The sequence below is a fragment of the Micromonospora lutea genome (assembly GCF_016863535.1).
GTDB lineage: Bacteria > Actinomycetota > Actinomycetes > Mycobacteriales > Micromonosporaceae > Micromonospora > Micromonospora lutea.
In genome coordinates this window covers 21,689-41,553 of record NZ_BOPB01000005.1, presented here as the reverse complement: position 1 = coordinate 41,553, position 19,865 = coordinate 21,689, and the positions used below count along the sequence as shown (strand labels likewise).

Below are 19,865 nucleotides of genomic sequence, written 5' to 3'. Positions count from 1 at the left end.
CCCGGAGACTCATTTCCGCTCGGTCACGACTTCCTTGGCGCCCGGCACCACGTTGCGGGTCGCCCGCAGGCTGGTGAACGTGACCACCGTCAGCACGGCGATGATGACCAGGAGCGAGACCTCGGTGGGAATCAACGGGACGCCTTCCCAGATGCCGTGCGCCCAGTGCAGGCCGAGCTTGACGCCGATGAAGGCCAGGATGATCGCCAGGCCGTAGGTCAGGTGAACCAGGCGGCTCAGCGCCGCGTGCAGCACGAAGTAGAGCGCGCGCAGGCCCAGCAGGGCGAAGGCGTTCGTGGCGAAGACGAGGTACGGATCCTCGGTGATGCCGTAGACGGCCGGCACCGAGTCGACGGCGAAGACCACATCGGTGGCGAGCACCGCCACCACCACCAGCGCGAGCGGGGTCAGCGCCCTCCGCCCGTCGACCCGTACGGTCATCTTCGTGCCGTGGTACTCCTGGACCACCGGCATGAAGCGGCGCAGCAGTCGCACCGACCGCATGCTGCCGATGTCCACCGTCTGCTCATGCCCGGTGAAGGCGTCACGGAGCAGCTTCGCCGCGGTGAACAGCAGGATCAACGCGAAGATCAGGAAGGCGAAGTCCAGGTTCTGCAGGGCTGCGGCGCCCAGGGCGATGAAGATGCCGCGCAGCACCAGCGCACCGGTGATACCGAACAGCAGCACCCGCTGGGCGAGCTCGCTCGGCACCGCGAAGGCGGCCAGCAGCAGCATGAAGACGAAGAGATTGTCGACGGAGAGCGACTTCTCGACCAGGTAGCCGGCGAGGTAGTCGATGCCCTCCTGACGCCCGTACCGGGACCATACCCAGGCACCGAAGGCCAGCGGCAGGGCTATGTAGAAGGCTGACCAGCCGAGTGCTTCTCTCAGGGACACCTCGTGCGGGCGGCGGGTCACCAGAAAGTCGAGCACCAGCAGGGCGATGACCCCGACGATCGTGATCGCCCAGAGCGAGGGCGTACCGATGGACTGCAGGCCAGCGGCTGCATACGACAAAGCGGACATGGAGCCTCCTCGAACACCGTGTCATGTTCGAGGTCTCCTTCACCCACCTTTCGTGGGCAACCACCCGAGGCGCGCTCCGGGGCGCGCCGTACTGACCGGAATGGTTCGTGGGAAGTACTCCCCTCGTGGTGACAAGGTTAGGACAGCCGGATTCCGCCCGCCAGGCGGGGCGCTGCCGAGGCCCGATGACGCCGCTCACGGCCGCCGACCAGCCATCCAGGATGTGAGCGCCTATCGTGACCGGGTGACCGCAGACCTGGTGACCGGCCCGCTGGCCGGCGTACGCGTGGTGGAGTTGGCCGGGATCGGACCGGGACCGTTCGCCGCCATGATGCTGGCCGACCTCGGGGCCGACGTGATCCGGGTCGACCGGGTCACCGAGGTGGACGCTGCGGCCTTCGGCAGCCCGCACCCCGATCTGCTCAACCGGGGGCGCCGCTCGATCGCGGTCGACCTGAAGTCCGCCGACGGGTGTGAGGTGGTGCTGGCCCTGGTCGGCGACGCCGACGTCCTCATCGAGGGATTCCGGCCCGGGGTCACCGAGCGGCTCGGCGTCGGCCCCGCGGACTGCCACGCGGTCAACCCGGCCCTGGTCTACGGCCGGATGACCGGGTGGGGTCAGGACGGCCCGAACGCCCCGCACGCCGGACACGACATCGACTACCTGGCGCTGACCGGCGCGCTGCACGGCATCGGACGGGCCGGTCAGCCACCGGTGCCACCGCTGAACCTGCTCGGCGACTTCGGTGGCGGCGGCATGATGCTCGCTCTGGGTGTCGTCTCCGCGCTGTACGCGGTGCGCGGGGGTGCGACCGGTCAGGTGGTCGACGCCGCGATCGTGGATGGTGTCGCGGTGCTCAGCACCCAGATCCACGCGCTGCGTCAGCTCGGCATGTGGCAGGAACCGCGTGGCGTGAACCTGCTCGACGGGGGTGCCCCGTTCTACGACACCTACGAGTGCGCCGACGGCCGATACCTCGCCGTGGGTGCCCTGGAGCCACGGTTCTACGACGAACTGGTCCGGCTCACCGGTTTCCCACTCCCTCCGGATGAGCCGGTCGACCGGACCGATCCGGCGAACTGGCCGGCGTTGCGGGCTGCCTGGGCGCGCCTGTTCCGCACCCGTACCCGCGACGACTGGGCGTCGCTGCTCACCGCTTCGGACGCGTGCGTCGCACCGGTACTGGACTGGCGGGAGGCACCGGAGCATCCGCACCTGGCCGCCCGGGAGACATTCGTGCTCCGCGACGGCGTCGTCCAGCCGGCCCCGGCACCTCGGTTCTCCGCCACCCCGACCGCGATCCGCCGACCGCCGCCCTGGCCGGGGGAGCACACCGACGAGATCCTCGCCGAGGCTGGCTTCGACCAGGACGGGATCGCTCGCCTCCGTGCGTCGGCAGCCGTCGGCTAGTGCGGTGTCCAGGAACGTTGGCGCTGTCCGGCGGCGAACCCCTCAGCGGCGGCGCAGCGTCGCACCGGGCGCCAGGGCGGGTTCGACCATGTCCCGGTAGTCACGGGGCAACTGGACCACCAGTTCGTCGAACTCTCCACCGGTCACCGCCTCCCGGAGCGTGGTGAAGACCGCCCGGATCGCGTCCCGGGCGGCCGGCTCCTCGACCCCGGCGCGTACGGCCACCCGGGCGACGAATTCGGCGGCTCCGAACCGCTCCGCCGCCTCGATGTCCGGTGTCGGCCGCAACGGCAGCCGCAACGGGGCGGGCAGTTGCACGGCCAGGTCCAGCACCTCGCCACCGGTCAGCCGCTCGGCCAGCGTCTGCAGCGTGGCCCGGATCAGCTCCGTCGCTCGCGACGACGATGTTCCGGTGCGCTGGGTGACCTGGTCGACGAAGGTGTCGTAGTTCATCGCGTACCCCCTCCGGCCGGCGCTTACCCACCCCACCGGGACGGAAACGGTGACCGCTTTTCCGCCGGCCTCGGTGCGTGAGTGACCCCGGGTCGGGTATCCGCGCCCGGTCGTGGCCGGATCGAAGCCCGGGAGGAGCCGACACCATGGCGAGTTACGCCGATGTCCTGCAGTACCTGTCCAGTCTTGACTACCCCGCAGGGAAGGACGAGGTGGTACGCGAGGCCGAGCGCGAAGGGGCGCCACCGGACGTGCTCCAGGCGCTGCGCGCGCTGCCTCCGGTGGATTACGCCAACGGCAACCAGGTGGCCCGTTCGGCCGGCATCGACGCGGCTCCCGAGATCACCGAGTCGCAGCGCGCCGCCCAGGCACGGGACAAGCGTCACCAGCGGGTGTCCCAGCACCTGCGCAGCATCTGAACGGTGGGCTGGCCCGACGACGATGGGCCGGGCCGTCTCGCGCACCGGAGACAGGGCGGCGCGCCCCGGCCGCGAACCGCAGCCGGGGGCGCCCCTGCGTAACCGCCTGCCCTGACGACGGTGCGCCCGAACCGGGTCGCGGCCATCAGGCGGCCGACAGCCGCCCGAACCGTGCGGCTGCTGTTACTGCGGCTAGCCTATCGCACGCCATCAGCCGAACGGACAGCGGGGGTCAACAAAAGGGTCTTATCCGGCGTCCTGGTCGTGGAAGCGGCCCGAGCGGTCGCGGGCCTTGAGCCGGACGGTGGGCAGGGCCGGTGCGGGCAGCGGCGGGTCCGGGTCGTCGTCGACCGCCCCGAACCGCCGCCCGGCCATCCAGTCCTCCCGGGCGGCGGCGATCTCCTCGTGGTCACGGCCGACGAAGTTCCACCACATCACCAGCGGCTCCTCGAAGGGCGTGCCACCGAGCAGCAGCAACCGGCTACCGGGCTCGCCGTTCAGCTGCAGCACGTCCCGCCCGGAACCGAGCCAGAGCAGCGCCCCGGGCGTCAGCGGCTGACCGTCGACCTCACCGGCGCCGTCGAGGGCCAGCAGCGCGTACTCGAAGTCGCGTCGCAGCGGCAGCCCGGCCGCCGCCCCGGCGAGGTCCAGTTGTGCGCCGAGCAACGGGGTGTGCACCTGGGCCGGCGAGCGTTCCCCGGCGAGTTCCCCGACCAGCAGGGTGACGTCGAGGTCTCCGTCGCGCCACCGCGGCAGCTCGGCGTGGTGGGCGAAGTCGGCCGCACCGGCTCGGGCGGCGTCCGGCAGGGCCACCCACAGCTGCACCCCGTGCATCAGCGGCGGATGCTCCGCGGGTGAGCGTTCGGAGTGTGCGATGCCGTGACCCGAGGTCATCACGTTGAGTTGGCCGGGGCGGATCGGTTGCTTGTTACCGAGGCTGTCGCGATGCAGAATCTCGCCGTCGAGCAGCCAGGTCACGGTCTGCAGGCCGGTGTGCGGGTGCGGGGGCACCTCCATGCCGGGCCGCTCGGCCACGTCGTCGGGTCCGAAATGATCGACGAAGCACCACGCGCCGACCAGCCGGCGGGTGCGCTGGGGCAGGAGCCGGCGCACCGTGGTGTAGCGACCGAGCGGCACGTCGTGGCCAGGCAGCAGGACGCTACCGGGATCGGCGGTCGCCACACCGGGCGGACGGGTCTCGGCAGGCATCGTTTCGGCACGCTCCACGGTTCGACTCTACGTCCGCCCCGGTGATCCGCCCGGCCGTCGGCGAGCGGACTACCCGCATCGGGGCTGCCTCGGGGACGGTCCGACCCTCTCCCCCGACCGGCACCGATCAGGCCCTTCCACGGTGCCCTGTCGAGGGGGCGGTACGGATCACACGACCCGAGGCCGAATCTCACGCCTAAGCTGGTCCACCGATCGCCCGTGACACTGGAGTGCGCTGAATCGTCTCCGGGGCGGTCGCGCGCGACGTCGCGAGTGTCCGGCAACGGCGTCGGGCCTGAGTCGGAAGGGACGTGTCGGTTGATGCCGGAGACAGTCGAGTCGGTGTTCGCGAGTGTGGTCGCCCGCAACCCGGGTGAGCCGGAGTTTCACCAGGCCGTACGGGAGGTGTTGGAGAGCATCGGGCCAGCGCTGGCCCGGCACCCGGAGTACGCGGAAGCCCAGATCATCGAGCGGATCTGCGAACCGGAGCGACAGATCATCTTCCGGGTGCCGTGGGAGGACGACCAGGGCCGGATCCGGGTGAACCGGGGTTTTCGGGTCGAGTTCAACAGCGCCCTTGGTCCGTTCAAGGGTGGCCTTCGCTTCCATCCCTCGGTGTACCTGGGCATCGTCAAGTTCCTCGGCTTCGAGCAGATCTTCAAGAACGCGCTGACCGGGTTGCCGATCGGTGCCGGCAAGGGCGGCGCCGACTTCGATCCCAAAGGCTGCTCGGACCGCGAGGTGATGCGCTTCTGTCAGAGCTTCATGACCGAGCTGTACCGACACATCGGGGCGCAGACGGACGTGCCGGCCGGCGACATCGGAGTGGGCGTCCGGGAGATCGGCTACCTGTTCGGTCAGTACAAGCGCATCACCAACCGGTACGAGTCGGGTGTCCTGACCGGCAAGGGCCTGGCATACGGCGGTGCACAGGCGCGCACCCAGGCGACCGGGTACGGCGCGGTGTTCTTCGCCGAGGAGATGCTGAGGCAGTCCGGTAGCGGTCTGGACGGCAAGCGGGTGGTGGTCTCCGGCTCCGGCAACGTGGCCATCCACGCGATCGAGAAGGTTCACCAGCTCGGCGGCAGGGTGGTCGCCTGCTCCGACTCCGGCGGCTACCTGCTCGACGAGAAGGGCATCGACCTTGAGGTGTTGCGGGAGTTGAAGGAGCAGCGGCGCGGCCGGCTGGCCGACTACGTCCTCGACGTGCCGCACGCGGTCAGCGTCGCCGGCCGTACCCCCTGGGAGGTGCCGTGTGACCTGGCCCTGCCGTGCGCGACCCAGAACGAGATCGGCGGCGCGGAAGCCGCCCAGCTGGTTGCCGGGGGGTGCTCGGTGGTGGTGGAGGGCGCGAACATGCCGACCACACCCGAGGCGGTGCGGATCCTCGGCCGGGCCGGCGTGCGGTTCGCTCCCGGCAAGGCCGCCAACGCCGGTGGGGTGGCGGTCAGTGCGCTGGAGATGCAGCAGAACGCCAGCCGGGAGTCGTGGACGTTCGCGGAGTCGGAGCAGCGGTTGCAGGAGACCATCCGGGACATCCACGCCCGCTGCTGGGCGACGGCAGAGGAGTACGGCCTGCCGGGCGACTACGTGGCCGGGGCCAACATCAACGGGTTCCGCCGGGTCGCCGAGGCGATGCTGGCGCACGGCCTGGTGTAGGGGCGGGCAGACAGGTACCGGTGCCCGTCGCCGAGCGGCGGGCACCGGTACCTTCGTTCTCCGGGCCCTGCCCGGAATGGTGGATCAGTTCACGCCACCCGCACCGAAGCGGTTGCGCCGCCGCCAGGCGAACGCGCCGAGCAGCAGGATGGCACCGGCGGCGACGAGCCCGCCGCCGACCTTCATCGGCGTGTCCAGGCTGCTGCCGGTGACCGGCAGGTGCGGCTTCCTCTTGGGCAGCACCCGCAGCTGGGTCTCACCGGTACGCCCGGATTCCCGGCCGGTGGCGGTGAAGGTGAGCAGGCCCGTCACCGACGGCGTGTACCGCCGGGTGAAGACTCCCTGTGAGTTGGTCCGGGCGGTGAAGCTCAACGGCGCGCTGGCCTGGAAGGCCACCGGCGTCATCGCGACCGTGCTGCCGTCGCTGCGACGGGCCGTGCCGGCGGCCGGTGCGGCCAGCGGCGTCACCGAGACGACGATGTCCACCGTCTCGTTCGGCCCGAAGTTGCGGCCGGTCAGGATGACCGTCTCACCGAGGAAGATGGTGGGTCGGTTCACCGTCAGCGATGCGAGCACCGGCGGATAGGGCGGTGGCTGGGGCGGATCGGTGACTGTTGGCGACGGCTGCGGCTGCGGTTGCGCCGCCCCCGCCGCAGCCGGCACGGCCACCACGGCCAGACCGACCGTGAGCGCCATGATGATGCGGGATAGCCGCATGGTTCGTTCCCTCCTACTGAGAACAACTTGGTGCGGTAACAACATGGGTGGTCCATGGGGTGGCGGTCGGGGTCAGCCACAGCTCGGCCGTCCCGCTCTCCGTCTTTCCGGTCAGCAGCGAGATCTCCAAGGTGCGAGTCCCGCCCGGTCTGATCTCGACGTTCACGATGGCGACCTGACGCCGCCGTTCGGTGCCGTTGCCCACCGAGGTCTCGGCACCGTCGAGACGGGTGTCGAGCACCGACCCGCCGGCCGGGCCGTACACCGACACGAGTGTCCGGACGGTGTAGGGGTCCCCGGCCTGACCGAGACCGAGAACCGACTCGCTGAGCCCTGAGGCCGGCGCGGTGGACCGGAGCGTCACCCGTAGGTTCAGCTCCCGGCGACCGTCGGCGTGGCAGTCACCGACCGTCAGGTCGGCGGTCTGCCGGAGGTAGTAGCCGAGCTTCGCGCCGCTGCCGTCGTTGAGGAACACGCCGACCGTCGGCACGGTGTCCTGTTCCGGAAGCGCCCCGGCCATCCGGCTGTCACCGAATGTTCGCTGTTCTTCCGGTCGGGCACTCCAGAACAATATCCGACGTTCTTGTATAGAGCGGTCAAATGCGGACAACAACCCATTCGGGTGCACGTTCCTCGCGAACAGCGTGTCGAACACCGTGGCTGCCGCGTCCGCGAAGAAGGTGTCCTGCTCACCCGGACTCATCCGCTGGTAGGCATCGTTGAGCAGGGTCCGGACCGCGTTCTCGGCGCTCAACGCCACCCCGCCCGACGTCCGCACCGGCCCGGTCGCTTTCAGCAGGTACGACAGCACCACCGGATCGACGGCGAGGACGCCATCGACCGTGACCCCGGTCTGCCGGCGGTACATCTCCCGATACAGCGACGCGGCGGTCGGAAAGTGCGGGCTGAGGTTGACGTCGGCCGGATAGATGCCGGGCAGTTTCCCCCACAGGGCACGTATCTCGGCCGGCACCTTCAGCGGCTCGGCGAACCGGCCGAGGCTCGAACTGCTGCCCTGGGCGCCCATCTTCACCCGGCCCTTGTTCGCCTCGATGACGGCGTACGCGCCGAACATGCCGCCGGTCGCACGCAGCTCCGCGGAGTTCTGCGAGACCAGCAGGTACTTACGCGCCCCGTCGACGCCGAGCAGCGGCGGGAGCAGGCGGCTGGCCCGATCCGCGGCCGAGGTCATCGCGGCCAGCCGGTCGATCTCGCCGCGCAGCTCCGCCAGGGCGCGCCGGACCTGCCCGACCAGTCGGTCACCGGAGACGTCGGCCAGCTCCGCGCGGGTCCGCAGCACCGTGGTGTGCACCGCAACCAGTTCGTCGGAGACGGCACTCAGGCCGGTCAGGTCCAGCCGACCCTCCTGAGGCACCAGTCCCCCGAGGTCGACGCGGAGCAGCGCGGGGAACGCCTGGCGGGCCAGGTCGTCGATGGCGATGGCGATCTGTCGGATCGCGGTGAGGTTCGCTCCGGCGACCGGAGCCTGCCGGGCGAGCCACCAACCGGGATCCCCGGTTGCCCGCCGCGCCGCACCGGACTGCTCCTGCAACGCGGCAAGGGTCCGCTGGGCTCGTGCGGTGTCGCCGCCGACCAGGTGGGCGCTCAGCTCACCAGCCAGTCCCGCGGCGTTGACCAGGTGGGCACGGGCCTGCCAGCTTCGGAGGCCGACCCACCCGGCGAGACCCGACACCAATGACCCGACCACCAGCGTGGTCAGCAGGATGCGACGCAGCCGGGCACGCCGGCGGCGGCGGGACCGGCTGCGCCGCCGTCGAGGGCTCTCGCTCTCCGTCACATCACACCTCTCAATAAAACGGACAGAAGACCACATTGTTCTTAACACTCAACGGACAAAGTGGTGTGGTAATGACGACATCAGGCGTTATGAAAGGTTCGTTCGTCATTCGCGTTACGGCCGGTTCCGGCCGCCGCCGCTTCCCGTAGCAGCTCCTCGATCCGGTCCACGCCCGACGGCAACGACATCTCCCGCAGGTACGCCTCCCGACCACGCCGTCCCATCTCGGCTCGCGCCGGCGCGGGAATCTGCGCTGCCAGCCAGAACCGGTCCGCCAGGCTGGCCCAGTCCTCCGGCGGGCAGGACAACCCCGCCCGGGCCCGTTCGACCAGCAGCGCGGTGTCCCCGCCGGCCGAGGCGACCACCGGCGCACCGCAGGACAGGGCCGCCTGGAGCTTGTCCGGCACGCTGCTGCGCAGCTCCGGCAGATCGCGCATCATCACCAGCTGGTAGTCGGCTGCGGCGTACAGCTCGGGCATGTCCAGCGGGGAGCGGCGGTCCACGAACCGGACGTTGTCGGCCCGCAGTTCGGCGGCGAGCCCCCGCACCCGCCGCTCGTCGGGCCCCGAGCCCACCAGGACCAGGTCCACGCTCCCGCCCAACGCCGCCGCCGCCCGTACCGCGGTGTCCAGTCCCTGCCGTGCCCCGATGGTGCCGGCGTGCATCACCACGCACCGCTCGTCGCGGCGGATCAGCCGCCGCGCGGCCGGGCTGGCCGACGCCGGGCGGAAGATCCGCTCGTCGGTCCAGTTGAGCACCACCCGGATCCGCGCCGGGTCGATCCCGTCGGCCACGAGCGCGTCGCGCAGGGAGGGTGTGGTCACCGCGACCCGGCTGGCGGCCCGGCAGGTCCGCTGCGTGGCCGCCCGGACCCGCGCCGCCCACCGGCCGTCGTCGACGGAGTCGGGGACCTGTTCGGCCCAGACGTCCGGCACGTGCAGCACCAGCGGCACCGGGCCGAGCAGGCGGAGCAGGCCCACCGAGGCGAACGCGGCGGCCGGCGGCTGATGCACGTACAACACGTCCACACCCGCCAGGAACCGGCGACCGACCAGCGCCGCGCTGCCGGCGAAGGAGAGCCAGGAGGCCATCCGACCGCGTACGGTGGCGGCTCCGGTGCTGTACCGGGGCACCCGGCGCACGGTCAGTCCCCGGCTACGGGTCTCGTGGTGCCAACGCTGCCGCCACCCGGGGTAGACATGGCCGCCCGGATAGTCGGGGAAGCCGGTCAGCACCCGTACCTCGTGCCCCCGCGCGGCCAACTCCTCGGCGAGGCTGCCGGGGATGAACGCCGGCTCCGGTGGAAAGTGGTACGTCAGGATCCCGATTCGCATCGGGACACCCCCGTCCCCCACCGGTTCGGCGCGCCGCCCGGGACCGGAACCGCGACGACTGCGTACGATCTCGACATCCCCTCACGGGACGGATGCCGTCGGCGGCCGTCCCTTGTCGCGGCGCCGCCGCCCGCGACCGCGTCGTCCAGGGGGTTCCACATGCTCAGCGGGTTGTTGTTCGTCTGCCACGCCAATCTGTGCCGGTCGCCGATGGCCGAGTACACCGCGCGTCGACTGCTCGCCGGGCGGCCGGTGACGGTGGCCAGCGCCGGCACCGACGCCGTCGAGGGACTGGCCATGCACCCGTACGCGGCGGCGATCGCCGCCGAGACCGGCGACGATCCGACGTCGTTCCGCAGCCGGCGGCTGCTGCCGGAACACCTCACCGACGCGGTGCTGGTGCTGACCGCCACCCGACGCCAGCGCTCGATCTGCACCGCGCTGGCGCCGGCGGCGCTGCACCGGACGTTCACGCTGCGCCAGTTCGGCCGGCTCGCGGCGGCGGCCGAAGCCCCGTTGGGCGAGCAGGACGACCCGGTTCGGGCCGCGGTGGCCGCCGCTGCCCTGGCCCGGGGGCGGTTGCAGCCCGCCCCCGGGGACGCCGACGACCTGCGTGACCCGGTCGGGGGCACGCCAGAGGACTTCCGACGCTGCGCGGAGGAGATCGACCGGGCGCTGCGCCCTCTGGCGACGCTCATCGGGACAGCCGGGTGAGTTCCTGGGTGTGGTCGCTGACCTCGCCGGCACGGGCCCGTTCGGCGTGCCGGCCACCCCTGCTCGGGTCCGTCGGCGCCGATGCCGTGGCTGCTGCCACCACCCGGTAGGCCTCGTACTGGTACGCCTCGGTCTTGGGCACCCGGGCCATGTTCAGCACGCAGCCGAGCAACCGCACCGACACCGAGTGCAACGCCCGGGCGGCGGCGGCAACCTGGGCCCGCGAGGTACGTCCCTGCTGGGTGACCAACAGCGCTCCGTCGGCCTGCACGGCGACCACGACACCGTCGGTGACCGCGAGCAGCGGCGCGGTGTCGATGATCACGATGTCCGCGGACTCGCGCAGGGCCAGCAGCAGGTCGGACATCGCCTTCGAACCGAGCAGCTCGCTCGGGTTGGGCGGCGCGGAGCCGCTGGGCAGCACGAGTAGTGACTTGTCGCCCCAGCGCTGGACCACATCGCCCACCTGCACGTCACCGACGAGCACGTCGGTCAACCCCACCCCCGGGTCGATGCCCAGGTAGTCGCCGACCTTCGGCCGGCGCAGGTCGGCGTCGACCAGCAGCACCCGCCAACCCGCCTCGGCCAGCGCGATCGCCAGGTTGCACGACAGCGTGGTCTTGCCCTCACCCTGGAGGGCACTGGTCACCGCGATGACCCGGGCCGGCTCGTGCACGTCGACGAAACGCAGGTTCGTCCTGAGCTTGCGGACGGCTTCGGCCCGCGCCGAGGTGGCGGCGTCACCGACGATCAGTGGGGCCGAGCGGGCGCTGGTGTCGATCGGAATCTCACCGAGCAGCGGGCTGCCGGTCACCCGTTGCAGGCCGGCCGCGTCGCGCAACCGCACGTCGGCCATGCCACGCAGGATCGCCAGACCGACGCCGGCCAGCAGGCCGAGCAGGGCACCGATCACGGTGTTGCGGACCGGCTGCGGCGAGACCGGCGTCGGGGTCACCCGCGGCCCGCTCACCACCTCGATCTTGATGGGCCCGGGGCTGCCGTCCGGCCGCGTCTCGACCTTCTGTACGAGCTCGACGAACTTCGTCGAGAGCGCCTCGGTCACCCGCAACGCACGGGTCTGGTCGGTGTCGGTGACCGACGCCCGCAACAGCACCGTACCGGTCTCGGTGGAGGTGCTGACCCGGCGCTGGATCTCCTCGGCGGTCAACCCGAGCTGGCTGTCGGCCACCGCGGCCTGGGCCAGCCGGTCGCTGCTCAGCAGTTCCGCGTACGACTTCACCCGTTGCTGGAGGAAGAGCCCACCCTGGTAGGCGTCGGTGACGCCCTGGCTCGGCGTGGTGACGAAGAAGGTCACCGAAGCGACGTAACGAGGCTGGGCCCGCACGGTGACCAGTGCGGTGACGCCCAACGCCACCATGAAGGTGACCAGGACGATCCACCAGTGCCGGCGCACCAGGCGTAGTTGGCGGTACAGGTCCATCAGGCGGGCCTCCGTACCGGGCCGGTAACGCCAAAGAACTTCACGAAAACCCCCAAGGTCGACTCAAATCTCGTGAAACCATTAAAGCGGCTCATGCGGCTTATGTCCGGAGTTAGGTATTTTCCCAATGGCGGATCGTGCCCGCAGTGACCAACCGGGCCGGCGGCCCGTCGGAATCGCTCTGGCGCGGAAAAAATGCGATGTTCCCCACCGAACGCTTCGGTGACTCGTCGTCCTCCCACGGAAGTCGGGTTCCCCCGCTCGCGACGGTCGACGACGGTGGGTAGGGTCTTGCCCGGGTGTGCCGGGAAGCCTGGTCGGCGATGGTGCTGTGTTGCCCTTCGACCAACGAGGCAGGACCCCACACGTGACCGACCAGACCCCGCGCCTCGGCGTGCGTCGCCTCTTCACCCGTACCTCCTGGCCGGAAGCGCGCTTCCTGGCCGATGTGTTGCGCACGGAGACCGTCGGCGGCGCTCTGCTGCTCTTCGGCGCTGTGATCGCACTGGCCTGGGCGAACTCCCCCTGGTCTGACTCCTACGCGGCGTTGGGGCGGTGGGTGCCCTGGTCAGGCGGCGCGGCGTTGCATCTCGACCTCGACCTGGCCACCTGGGCCGCCGACGGACTGCTGGCCATCTTCTTCTTCGTGGTCGGACTGGAGCTGAAGCGCGAGTTCGTCGCCGGTGAATTGCGTGATCCCCGGCGGGCGGCGCTACCGGTGGTGGCGGCCATCAGCGGAATGGTCGTCCCGGCACTGATCTTCGTGGCCGTCAACGTCGCCGGCGGTGGCGGCGGACTGCGCGGCTGGGCGATCCCGACCGCCACCGACATCGCGTTCGCGCTGGCGGTGCTGGCCGTGATCGGGGCCTACCTGCCGCAGGGACTGCGCGCCTTCCTGCTCACCCTGGCCGTGGTCGACGACCTGCTGGCCATCACCGTCATCGCGATCTTCTACACCGACGACTTCAGCGTGCTCCCGCTGCTCGGCGCGCTGGTGCCGATCGCCCTGTTCGGCCTGCTGGTGCAGTGTCGCCGTACCTGGTGGTGGGCGCTCATCCCGCTCGCCGTGGTCGCCTGGACCCTGGTGCACTCCTCCGGGGTGCACGCCACGGTGGCCGGCGTGCTGCTGGGCTTCACCGTGCCGGTGGTCGCGGGCGAGGGCGGCGAGAAGCGCCGCCCGATGCCCGGCCTCGCCGAACGCCTGGAGCACGTGTGGCGGCCGATCTCCGCCGGTTTCGCAGTACCGGTCTTCGCGTTCTTCGCCGCCGGGGTCTCGCTGCGCGGAGCGGACCTCGGCGCGATGGTCACCGATCCGATCGTCCTCGGCATCGTGCTCGGCCTCGTCGTCGGCAAGTGCGTCGGCGTGCTCGGCTCGACCTACCTGCTCGCCCGGTTCACCCGGGCCCGCCTGGACGAGGACATCAGCTGGTCGGACCTGCTCGGCGTGTCGCTCCTGGCCGGCATCGGCTTCACCGTCTCACTGCTCATCGGCGAACTCGCCTTCGGCTCCGAAGCCGTCGAAGGGGGCAACGTCAAGGCGGCGGTGCTGGCTGGCTCGTTGATCTCGGCACTGCTGGCCACCACCGTGCTCCGGCGGCGCAACAGCATCTACCGGGCGATCGCCCGCAAGGAGCAGCTCGATCTCGACCAGGACGGTGTACCGGACGTCTACCAGAAGTCCAGGGACTGACCGCCGCCGCTCACGGCTCGGACGTCCGGCCGACCCGCTCGCGCGGGCGTCCGGCAGCCGAGGACTGTCGCTGGAAGTTATTGATCAACGCGGTGCGGATCAGCAGGCGCAGCGCCACGATCGCCACCAGGACGACGATCTCCGTCCAGGACTGCCCCGCGGCCAGCCGCAGCAGACCGGCGGCGAGCAGCATGTCGAGCAGCACTCCCAGGGCGAGCGTGCGGGAGCCGGTGCTGATCAGCGCCAGCGCCGCGGCGAGCACACCGAACGTCGTGATGACGGCGGACACCAGCATCATCATCGATCGTCGATCTGCCGCTGCTCGTGCTCGATCTCACGATTCAACACGTAGTTGAGAACCGTCCGGATGGCCGCGATGGCAGCCAACTGACCGATCTGCGAGAAGGTCGGCGACAGCGCGGTACGCAGGATGTCGGCTGCCAGCTGGAACTCCAGGCCCAGAACCAGGAAGCGTCCCAGGGACAGCCGGATCCGGGTGAACACCCGGGCGTCGCGGTGGCGCAACCCGTCGACCACGAATCGCAGCGCGGCCAGGGCCGCGCCGACGACGATCACGATCGCGCCGAGGATCTCCACCGCGATCACCAGCAGGTGGTGGCCCTGTTGGAGGATCACCTCGACGTCCACCCCGGCGCCTTACCCGGCCTGCATCCGGGTAGTCGACGCCGGGGCCTCGCGACGCCGCCGAGATCCTCCGGGTGGGTGCCGAGGCGCTCGGGCGGGGGTGTCGAGCGCTCACCGCAACTGGGTCACCGCGTCGACGATCAACCACACGCCGCTGATGGCGAAAAGTGTGGCGGCGCCGTACCTGATGGTGCGTTCGGGCAGTTTGCGGCCGAGCAGTCGACCCGCGACGATGGCCAACGCGTCCGCCGCGACCATGCCGACGGTCGAACCCAGCCAGGTGCCGAACCAGCCGTACTGGGTGGCCAACGTGATGGTCGCGAGCATCGTCTTGTCGCCCAGTTCCGCGAGGAAGAAGGCGACGCCGACGGTGATCACGGCCGATCTGCCGCCCCGGGCAGCTCGACGCTCGTCCTCCTCGGTGAGCCGGTCGCCCCGCAGCGTCCACGCACCGAAGCCGAGGAAGGCGAGACCTGCCAGCAGCGAGATCCAGCCGGTCGGCAGGGCCGCGCCGAGACCGTGACCGATCGCTACCGAGGCGAGATGCACCACGGCGGTGGCGACGGTGATGCCGATCAGCACCGGCATGGTGCGGTACCTGGTGGCGAAGGCCAGCGCCATGAGCTGGGACTTGTCTCCCAGCTCGGCGACGAAGATGACGCCGAAGCTGACCACCAGCGCGGCGAGGAACCCGTCCATGATGTCCTTCCCGGATCAGGCCGGGAAGAGGTGTGGGACGCCCTCGACCCGGCTGCAACAGCCTGGTCGAAGGTCTCGCCCGCCTCGCCGAAACGAGGCCAGGTGGCCGGATGCGTGACGCACCAGTATGTCGACCACCACGTTACGGGCTACTCCCCTTCGCTGGGCCCAGCCTAGCCGACCGTCCTCCGGCGGATCACCCCGGCCGTACGCCTCGGTCAGCGCGCACGGCCGCCTCGCTCATTCGGCACGGGCGAGGGTCACCCCGAACAGGTCGGCCGGGTCCGTCCAGAACCGCTCGGTACGGAAACCCGTGGCGGCCAGCTCACCCGCGATCCCCTCCGGGCGGAACTTCGCCGACACCTCGGTACGCAGATCCTCACCGGCGGCGAAGTCGACAACCAGGTCGAGCACCTTCACCCGCATGGACCGCTCCGCCCGCAGCCGCATCTCGATCCACTCCTGTTCCGGGTTCCAGAGCGCGACATGGGCGAATGCCGACGGGTCGAAGTCGGCGTCGAGTTCCCGGTTGAGCACCCGCAACACGTTACGGTTGAACTCGGCGGTCACGCCGGCCGCGTCGTCGTAGGCGGGCACGATCACCGCCGGATCCTTGACCAGGTCGGTACCGACCAGCAGCCAGTCACCCCCCTCCAACGCGGCCCGCATCCCGGTGAGGAACTCCGCCCGTTCGACCGGCAGCAGGTTGCCGATCGTGCCGCCGAGGAAGATGACCAGCCGCCGCCCGCCGGTCGGCAGGTGATCCAGGTGGCGGGTGAAGTCCCCGACGATGCCGCGTACCCGCAGCCCCGGATAGTCGGCGGCGACCGCGGCGGTGGACCCGGCCAACGCGCTGACCGACACGTCGAGCGGCACGAACGACCCGAGCTCCCCGCGCTGGGTGAAGGCGTCCAGCAGCAGGCGGGTCTTCTCCGAGGACCCGGAGCCCAACTCGATGAGCGTCTTCGCGCCGGTCAGCTCGGCGATCTCCACCGCCCGCTCGGCCAGGACGGCACGCTCGGCCCGGGTCGGGTAGTACTCCGGCAGGCGGGTGATCTCGTCGAACAGCTCGCTGCCCCGGGAGTCGTAGAACCACTTCGGCGGCAGCCACTTCTCCTCGGCGGTCAGCCCCATGCGTACGTCCCTGCGCAGGCTGCGGCTGATGTCCTGGTCGTCGAGGTGGATCTCCAGCGGCTCAGCGCCCATCTGCTGTTCCCTTCGTTCGTGTCTGACAGGTGCGCACCCGACCCGGGCGCTCCGACGCCGCCTCGCCGGCCCCGCTCACCACGCCGCCAGTTCCCGCTGGCGTACCTGCGTCGCGGTGGCCTGCACGAGTTGCCCCTCGGTCACCTCATCCCAGCCCGGCTCGTCGTCGTGCGGTTCGGAGACCAGCAACACCGACGAGGGCGTGACCCGCACCGACAGGGCGTGCCCGGCCGCGCTGGCGACCACCGTGTGCCCGTCGGTGAGCAGCATGTTGAGCCGTGATCCGGGTGCCGCCGCGGCGACCGAGGTCACCGTCTCGGCGACCGCCCGCGCCGGCCCGACACCGGCGCGCAACCGGTGGCGGACCAGCGCCCACAGCAGCGCCGAGTCGGTCGTCGCGTCGAGGGTGATCAGGTCGCGTACGGGTAGCTCGGCGGCGAGCGGAACCACCGAGTCGGGCCAGCCCCGCACCACACCGTTGTGGCTGAACAGCCACCGTCCTTCGGCGAAGGGGGCGGCGGCGGTGTCGACGATCGCCATGCCGACCGTTGCCGAACGGACGGCGGCCAACACCGCCCCGGCCGAGGTCACCGCCGCCAGCTCGGCGATGGTCGGGTCACTCCAGATCGGCTGCGCCCGGCGATACCGCACCGGCCCCGCACCGCCCGGGTACCACCCGATGCCGAAGCCGTCGGCGTTGATGGTCCCGCCGCCACGCATGTCGCGTGGTGCCCAGGACTGGCGTAGCAGTGAGTGCGGCGGATCGAACAGCAGCTCACGCAGGGTCAGCGGTGGCCCCAGGTAGGCCAGGTGTCGGCACATCAGGCGACCCGCTCCCCGAGCGTCACCGGTGTGCCTCGTCGGGCCGGGCGTCACGGGCACAGCGGAAGCCACTGAAGATCTGCCGACGGATGGGATAGTCCCAGTTGCGGAAGGTGCCGCGGCAGGCCGCCTGGTCGGTGCCGAACGAGCCGCCCCGCAGAACCTGGTGGTCGTCGCCGAAGAAAACTTCGGAGTACTCCCGGTAGGGGAAAGCGGCGAAGCCCGGATAGCCCCGGAACGGGGTGGCCGTCCACTCCCACACGTCGCCGATGAGCTGATGCACGCCGAGCGGCGAGGCGCCGGCCGGGTAGGCGCCCACCGGTGCCGGTGACAGGTGCCGTTGGCCCAGGTTGGCCTGGATCGGGGTGGGGTCACCGTCACCCCACGGGTAGCGCCGGGACCGACCGGTAGCCGGGTCCCACCGGGCGGCCTTCTCCCATTCCGCCTCGGTGGGCAGACGTTTGCTCGCCCAGGTGGCGTACGCCTGTGCCTCGTGGAAGCAGACGTGCACCACCGGCTCGTCGTCGCGCACCCGCGACCAGGTGCCGAACCGCAGGTAGGACCAGCCGTCCCCGTCCCGCTGCCAGTGCATCGGCGCGGTGAGCCCGGCCTGCCGGCGGTGCTGCCAGCCCGCCTCGGTCCACCAGCGCGGGTCGTCGTACCCGCCGTCGGCGATGAACGCGCGGTACGCGCCGTTGGTCACCGGTGCGGCGTCGATGACGTACGCGGGCAGGTCCACCCGGTGGGCGGGGCGCTCGTTGTCCAGTGCCCACGGGTCGGTGTCGGTGCCCATCGTGAACGGACCGGCGGGCACCAGCACCTCGGCGGGCACCCGCACGGTCGGCTCGGGTGGCGGCGGCGCGTGCAGCGCGGCGGGGCCGGAACGCAGCTGGTGAGTGGCGAGCATGGTCTCGTCGTGCTGCTGCTCGTGCTGCACGATCATCCCGAAGGCGAACCCGTCGGCGACCAGTTTGCCGCCGTCGAAGGTGACGCCGTCCAGCAGGTCGTAGACCTTCTCCCGGACCGTGGCCACGTACGCGCGGGCCTCGGGCGGCGGCAGCAGCGGCAACGAGGGGCGGTCCCGGCGCGGCTGCTTGAACGCGTCGTACAGGTCGTCGATGTCACACCGCACCGGTTCCCGTCCGCCGACATCGCGGACCAGCCAGAGCTCCTCCTGGTTGCCGACGTGCGCCAGGTCCCACACCAGCGGGGACATCAACGGTGAGTGCTGACGGACCAGGTCGGCGTCGTCCACGGCTTCGGTCAGCAGGACGGTGCGGGCGCGGGTACGCGCCAGTTCCGCCGCGATCCGGTCGCGCAAACCCTCGGCGTCGCGATCGATGCCGGTGTCGGTCACGGCTGACTCCTCTCCGCGGCGTCCCGCCGCCGTCGTAATCCGTGGTCGATCTCCTGGCGCAGGGCCGGCGGCAGCTCCAGCCGCGGCAGCGCGCTCCGGGCCAGGTCGAACAGACCAGCGGCGGCCCGGGCCAGGGTCACGTCACCCAGGCCGTGGCGCGCCGCCCGGTGCCAGGCGTCGGCGGCGGGTGCGGTCACGTCCATCGCCGCCGCGATCGTGTCGGCGCCGCTGAGCAGTGCGCTGAGCACCGCCAACGGCAGGATCCAGCCCCGCCCGGGTTGCGCGTCGAAATAGCGGATCTCCAAGTAGCCACGTGGACGTACCGGCGGGAAGAGCGTGCTGACGTGATATTCCAGGTCGTCGACGCGGGGTGGTCGGTGCAACGCCCCGTCGAGCCAGTCGGCGAACGTCACGCCCGGCGGGGCCGTCCAGTCCGGGCCGTCGTCACGGACGCAGAGCAGCGGCGCGGCCAGCACGTACGCCGTCCAGGCGGTGACCGGATCCCGATCGGCCTGGGCGGGAGTCCAGACCGGGGCGGTGCGGGCCGGGTCGATGCGCCACCACGCGCCCATCCGGGCGGACGTCCAGCCGGTGTCCCGGCCGGCGTGCCGGCGGGCGGTGGCGAAGGCGGCGAGCAGGGGTGGCCCGGCCGCGTGTACCAGTTGCCAGCGCGTCGAGAGTTGCTCCGGCTGCCCCGCGTCGAGGCAGATCTGCAGGCCGGCGGTGCTGTACATCATGGTCCGCCCGTCGGACCCCCGCCGGTCGAAGGCCTGCCGCATGGCGCGGTAGCGGGGGGTGTCGATCACGGGCTGCGGGTGCCGGTACGGATCGATGCCAGCCTGGCCGAGCGTCAGCCCGGCGGCGGCCAACAGTCCGGTGGCCTGTTCCACGTCGGATTCGGTGGCCTCGATCAGCGCGGCCACGCGGGCTCGCGGTGGGGTGGAGATCTCCAGTTGCCCGCCGGGTTCGACGGTCATCGCGCTGCCCCGGAGCAGGCGCAGGGCGGGGCTGGTCGGGTCCAGCGTGGTGGGGCCGTACGGCCCCAGCGCCGCACGCAGCCGCGCGGCGTCGACGGGGCGGGCTGGATCGGCCGCGTCGTGGACCGTCCACTCCAGCTCGACCCCGGTGAGGGTGGGCGGACCGGTCTTGAAGCAGATCCGGGCGAGGTGCCGGGCGGCGGCGGCGCGGTCCCGCAGCACCGGGATCTGGTCCACCTCCGGTGACATCACCACGCGTGGCTCCTTCCCCGATCGGATCCGCCGCCA

The 19,865-nt window shown here is 71.1% G+C and carries 19 protein-coding genes; 5 read left to right on the top strand and 14 right to left on the bottom strand.

The features are described 5' to 3' along the window. Positions 1-9: 9 nt before the first annotated feature. On the bottom strand, positions 10-1,026 hold the full coding sequence (locus tag Vlu01_RS05495; RefSeq protein WP_203994935.1) for a TerC/Alx family metal homeostasis membrane protein: 1,017 nt from the start codon (positions 1,024-1,026) through the stop codon (positions 10-12). A 244-nt stretch (positions 1,027-1,270) separates the two neighbouring features. On the opposite strand from Vlu01_RS05495, the gene Vlu01_RS05490 reads away from it, so the two are divergent. After that, positions 1,271-2,437, top strand: a complete 1,167-nt coding sequence (locus tag Vlu01_RS05490) for a CaiB/BaiF CoA transferase family protein (RefSeq protein WP_203994926.1) — start codon at positions 1,271-1,273, stop codon at positions 2,435-2,437. A 42-nt stretch (positions 2,438-2,479) separates the two neighbouring features. Here Vlu01_RS05490 and Vlu01_RS05485 read toward each other — a convergent pair whose 3' ends face one another. Then, positions 2,480-2,890 (bottom strand): DUF2267 domain-containing protein, encoded by a 411-nt coding sequence (locus Vlu01_RS05485; protein ID WP_203994924.1) that lies wholly within the window; start codon positions 2,888-2,890, stop codon positions 2,480-2,482. A 146-nt stretch (positions 2,891-3,036) separates the two neighbouring features. On the opposite strand from Vlu01_RS05485, the gene Vlu01_RS05480 reads away from it, so the two are divergent. Next, positions 3,037-3,309 (top strand): DUF2795 domain-containing protein, encoded by a 273-nt coding sequence (locus Vlu01_RS05480; RefSeq protein WP_203994922.1) that lies wholly within the window; start codon positions 3,037-3,039, stop codon positions 3,307-3,309. Between the two features lie 246 nt (positions 3,310-3,555). Here Vlu01_RS05480 and Vlu01_RS05475 read toward each other — a convergent pair whose 3' ends face one another. Further along, positions 3,556-4,518, bottom strand: a complete 963-nt coding sequence (locus tag Vlu01_RS05475; protein ID WP_373307297.1) for a pirin family protein — start codon at positions 4,516-4,518, stop codon at positions 3,556-3,558. 321 nt (positions 4,519-4,839) lie between these two features. Here Vlu01_RS05475 and gdhA point away from each other — a divergent pair, with 321 nt between their 5' ends. Then, positions 4,840-6,177 carry an NADP-specific glutamate dehydrogenase gene (gdhA, locus tag Vlu01_RS05470; protein WP_203994910.1) on the top strand — a complete coding sequence of 446 codons (1,338 nt, stop codon included), beginning with the start codon at positions 4,840-4,842 and terminating at the stop codon, positions 6,175-6,177. Between the two features lie 84 nt (positions 6,178-6,261). Here the strand turns inward: gdhA and Vlu01_RS05465 are convergent, their stop codons facing one another. The 3 genes from Vlu01_RS05465 to Vlu01_RS05455 form a co-directional block, all read right to left on the bottom strand. Beyond that, positions 6,262-6,894, bottom strand: coding sequence for a hypothetical protein (locus tag Vlu01_RS05465; RefSeq protein ID WP_203994888.1), 633 nt, complete (start codon positions 6,892-6,894; stop codon positions 6,262-6,264). A 13-nt stretch (positions 6,895-6,907) separates the two neighbouring features. Then, positions 6,908-8,692 (bottom strand): DUF4012 domain-containing protein, encoded by a 1,785-nt coding sequence (locus Vlu01_RS05460; protein WP_239095712.1) that lies wholly within the window; start codon positions 8,690-8,692, stop codon positions 6,908-6,910. Positions 8,693-8,772: 80 nt separating this feature from the next. Further along, complete coding sequence (locus Vlu01_RS05455; protein ID WP_203994879.1) at positions 8,773-10,026, bottom strand: glycosyltransferase family 4 protein; 1,254 nt, start codon at positions 10,024-10,026, stop codon at positions 8,773-8,775. A 159-nt stretch (positions 10,027-10,185) separates the two neighbouring features. Here Vlu01_RS05455 and Vlu01_RS05450 point away from each other — a divergent pair, with 159 nt between their 5' ends. Then, entirely contained in the window at positions 10,186-10,740 is a 555-nt protein-coding gene (locus tag Vlu01_RS05450) for an arsenate reductase/protein-tyrosine-phosphatase family protein (protein WP_203994876.1), read from the top strand. Here Vlu01_RS05450 and Vlu01_RS05445 read toward each other — a convergent pair. Next, complete coding sequence (locus tag Vlu01_RS05445; RefSeq protein ID WP_203994869.1) at positions 10,721-12,181, bottom strand: tyrosine-protein kinase domain-containing protein; 1,461 nt, start codon at positions 12,179-12,181, stop codon at positions 10,721-10,723. The genes Vlu01_RS05450 and Vlu01_RS05445 overlap by 20 nt on opposite strands. A gap of 367 nt (positions 12,182-12,548) precedes the next feature. Between Vlu01_RS05445 and nhaA the strand changes: the two genes are divergently transcribed. Further along, positions 12,549-13,871 carry a Na+/H+ antiporter NhaA gene (gene nhaA, locus Vlu01_RS05440; RefSeq protein ID WP_203994859.1) on the top strand — a complete coding sequence of 441 codons (1,323 nt, stop codon included), beginning with the start codon at positions 12,549-12,551 and terminating at the stop codon, positions 13,869-13,871. Between the two features lie 10 nt (positions 13,872-13,881). Here the strand turns inward: nhaA and Vlu01_RS05435 are convergent, their stop codons facing one another. The 7 genes from Vlu01_RS05435 to Vlu01_RS05405 all read right to left on the bottom strand — a co-directional run bounded on the left by Vlu01_RS05435 (position 13,882) and on the right by Vlu01_RS05405 (position 19,832). Beyond that, entirely contained in the window at positions 13,882-14,160 is a 279-nt protein-coding gene (locus Vlu01_RS05435) for a DUF1622 domain-containing protein (protein ID WP_203994857.1), read from the bottom strand. Positions 14,161-14,168: 8 nt separating this feature from the next. Continuing rightward, positions 14,169-14,519, bottom strand: a complete 351-nt coding sequence (locus tag Vlu01_RS05430; RefSeq protein WP_203994854.1) for a DUF1622 domain-containing protein — start codon at positions 14,517-14,519, stop codon at positions 14,169-14,171. A gap of 108 nt (positions 14,520-14,627) precedes the next feature. Continuing rightward, positions 14,628-15,215, bottom strand: a complete 588-nt coding sequence (locus Vlu01_RS05425) for a TMEM165/GDT1 family protein (protein WP_203994853.1) — start codon at positions 15,213-15,215, stop codon at positions 14,628-14,630. A gap of 240 nt (positions 15,216-15,455) precedes the next feature. After that, complete coding sequence (gene egtD, locus Vlu01_RS05420) at positions 15,456-16,421, bottom strand: L-histidine N(alpha)-methyltransferase (RefSeq protein WP_203994851.1); 966 nt, start codon at positions 16,419-16,421, stop codon at positions 15,456-15,458. Between the two features lie 75 nt (positions 16,422-16,496). Beyond that, complete coding sequence (egtC, locus tag Vlu01_RS05415) at positions 16,497-17,243, bottom strand: ergothioneine biosynthesis protein EgtC (RefSeq protein WP_203994849.1); 747 nt, start codon at positions 17,241-17,243, stop codon at positions 16,497-16,499. 22 nt (positions 17,244-17,265) lie between these two features. Then, positions 17,266-18,600 carry an ergothioneine biosynthesis protein EgtB gene (egtB, locus tag Vlu01_RS05410; protein ID WP_203994848.1) on the bottom strand — a complete coding sequence of 445 codons (1,335 nt, stop codon included), beginning with the start codon at positions 18,598-18,600 and terminating at the stop codon, positions 17,266-17,268. After that, complete coding sequence (locus Vlu01_RS05405; RefSeq protein WP_203994847.1) at positions 18,597-19,832, bottom strand: glutamate-cysteine ligase family protein; 1,236 nt, start codon at positions 19,830-19,832, stop codon at positions 18,597-18,599. Before Vlu01_RS05405 ends, egtB begins: the two co-directional genes overlap by 4 nt. Positions 19,833-19,865 lie beyond the last annotated feature (33 nt).

Excerpts from the sequence above, each read along its gene's own strand:
- Vlu01_RS05495 (WP_203994935.1), bottom strand. The coding sequence starts at position 1,026 with ATGTCCGCTTTGTCGTATGCAGCCGCTGGCCTGCAGTCCATCGGTACG.
- Vlu01_RS05485 (WP_203994924.1), bottom strand. The coding sequence starts at position 2,890 with ATGAACTACGACACCTTCGTCGACCAGGTCACCCAGCGCACCGGAACA.
- Vlu01_RS05480 (WP_203994922.1), top strand. The coding sequence starts at position 3,037 with ATGGCGAGTTACGCCGATGTCCTGCAGTACCTGTCCAGTCTTGACTAC.
- Vlu01_RS05475 (WP_373307297.1), bottom strand. The coding sequence starts at position 4,518 with ATGCCTGCCGAGACCCGTCCGCCCGGTGTGGCGACCGCCGATCCCGGT.
- gdhA (WP_203994910.1), top strand. The coding sequence starts at position 4,840 with ATGCCGGAGACAGTCGAGTCGGTGTTCGCGAGTGTGGTCGCCCGCAAC.
- Vlu01_RS05465 (WP_203994888.1), bottom strand. The coding sequence starts at position 6,894 with ATGCGGCTATCCCGCATCATCATGGCGCTCACGGTCGGTCTGGCCGTG.
- Vlu01_RS05455 (WP_203994879.1), bottom strand. The coding sequence starts at position 10,026 with ATGCGAATCGGGATCCTGACGTACCACTTTCCACCGGAGCCGGCGTTC.
- Vlu01_RS05450 (WP_203994876.1), top strand. The coding sequence starts at position 10,186 with ATGCTCAGCGGGTTGTTGTTCGTCTGCCACGCCAATCTGTGCCGGTCG.
- Vlu01_RS05445 (WP_203994869.1), bottom strand. The coding sequence starts at position 12,181 with ATGGACCTGTACCGCCAACTACGCCTGGTGCGCCGGCACTGGTGGATC.
- Vlu01_RS05425 (WP_203994853.1), bottom strand. The coding sequence starts at position 15,215 with ATGGACGGGTTCCTCGCCGCGCTGGTGGTCAGCTTCGGCGTCATCTTC.
- egtD (WP_203994851.1), bottom strand. The coding sequence starts at position 16,421 with ATGGGCGCTGAGCCGCTGGAGATCCACCTCGACGACCAGGACATCAGC.
- egtC (WP_203994849.1), bottom strand. The coding sequence starts at position 17,243 with ATGTGCCGACACCTGGCCTACCTGGGGCCACCGCTGACCCTGCGTGAG.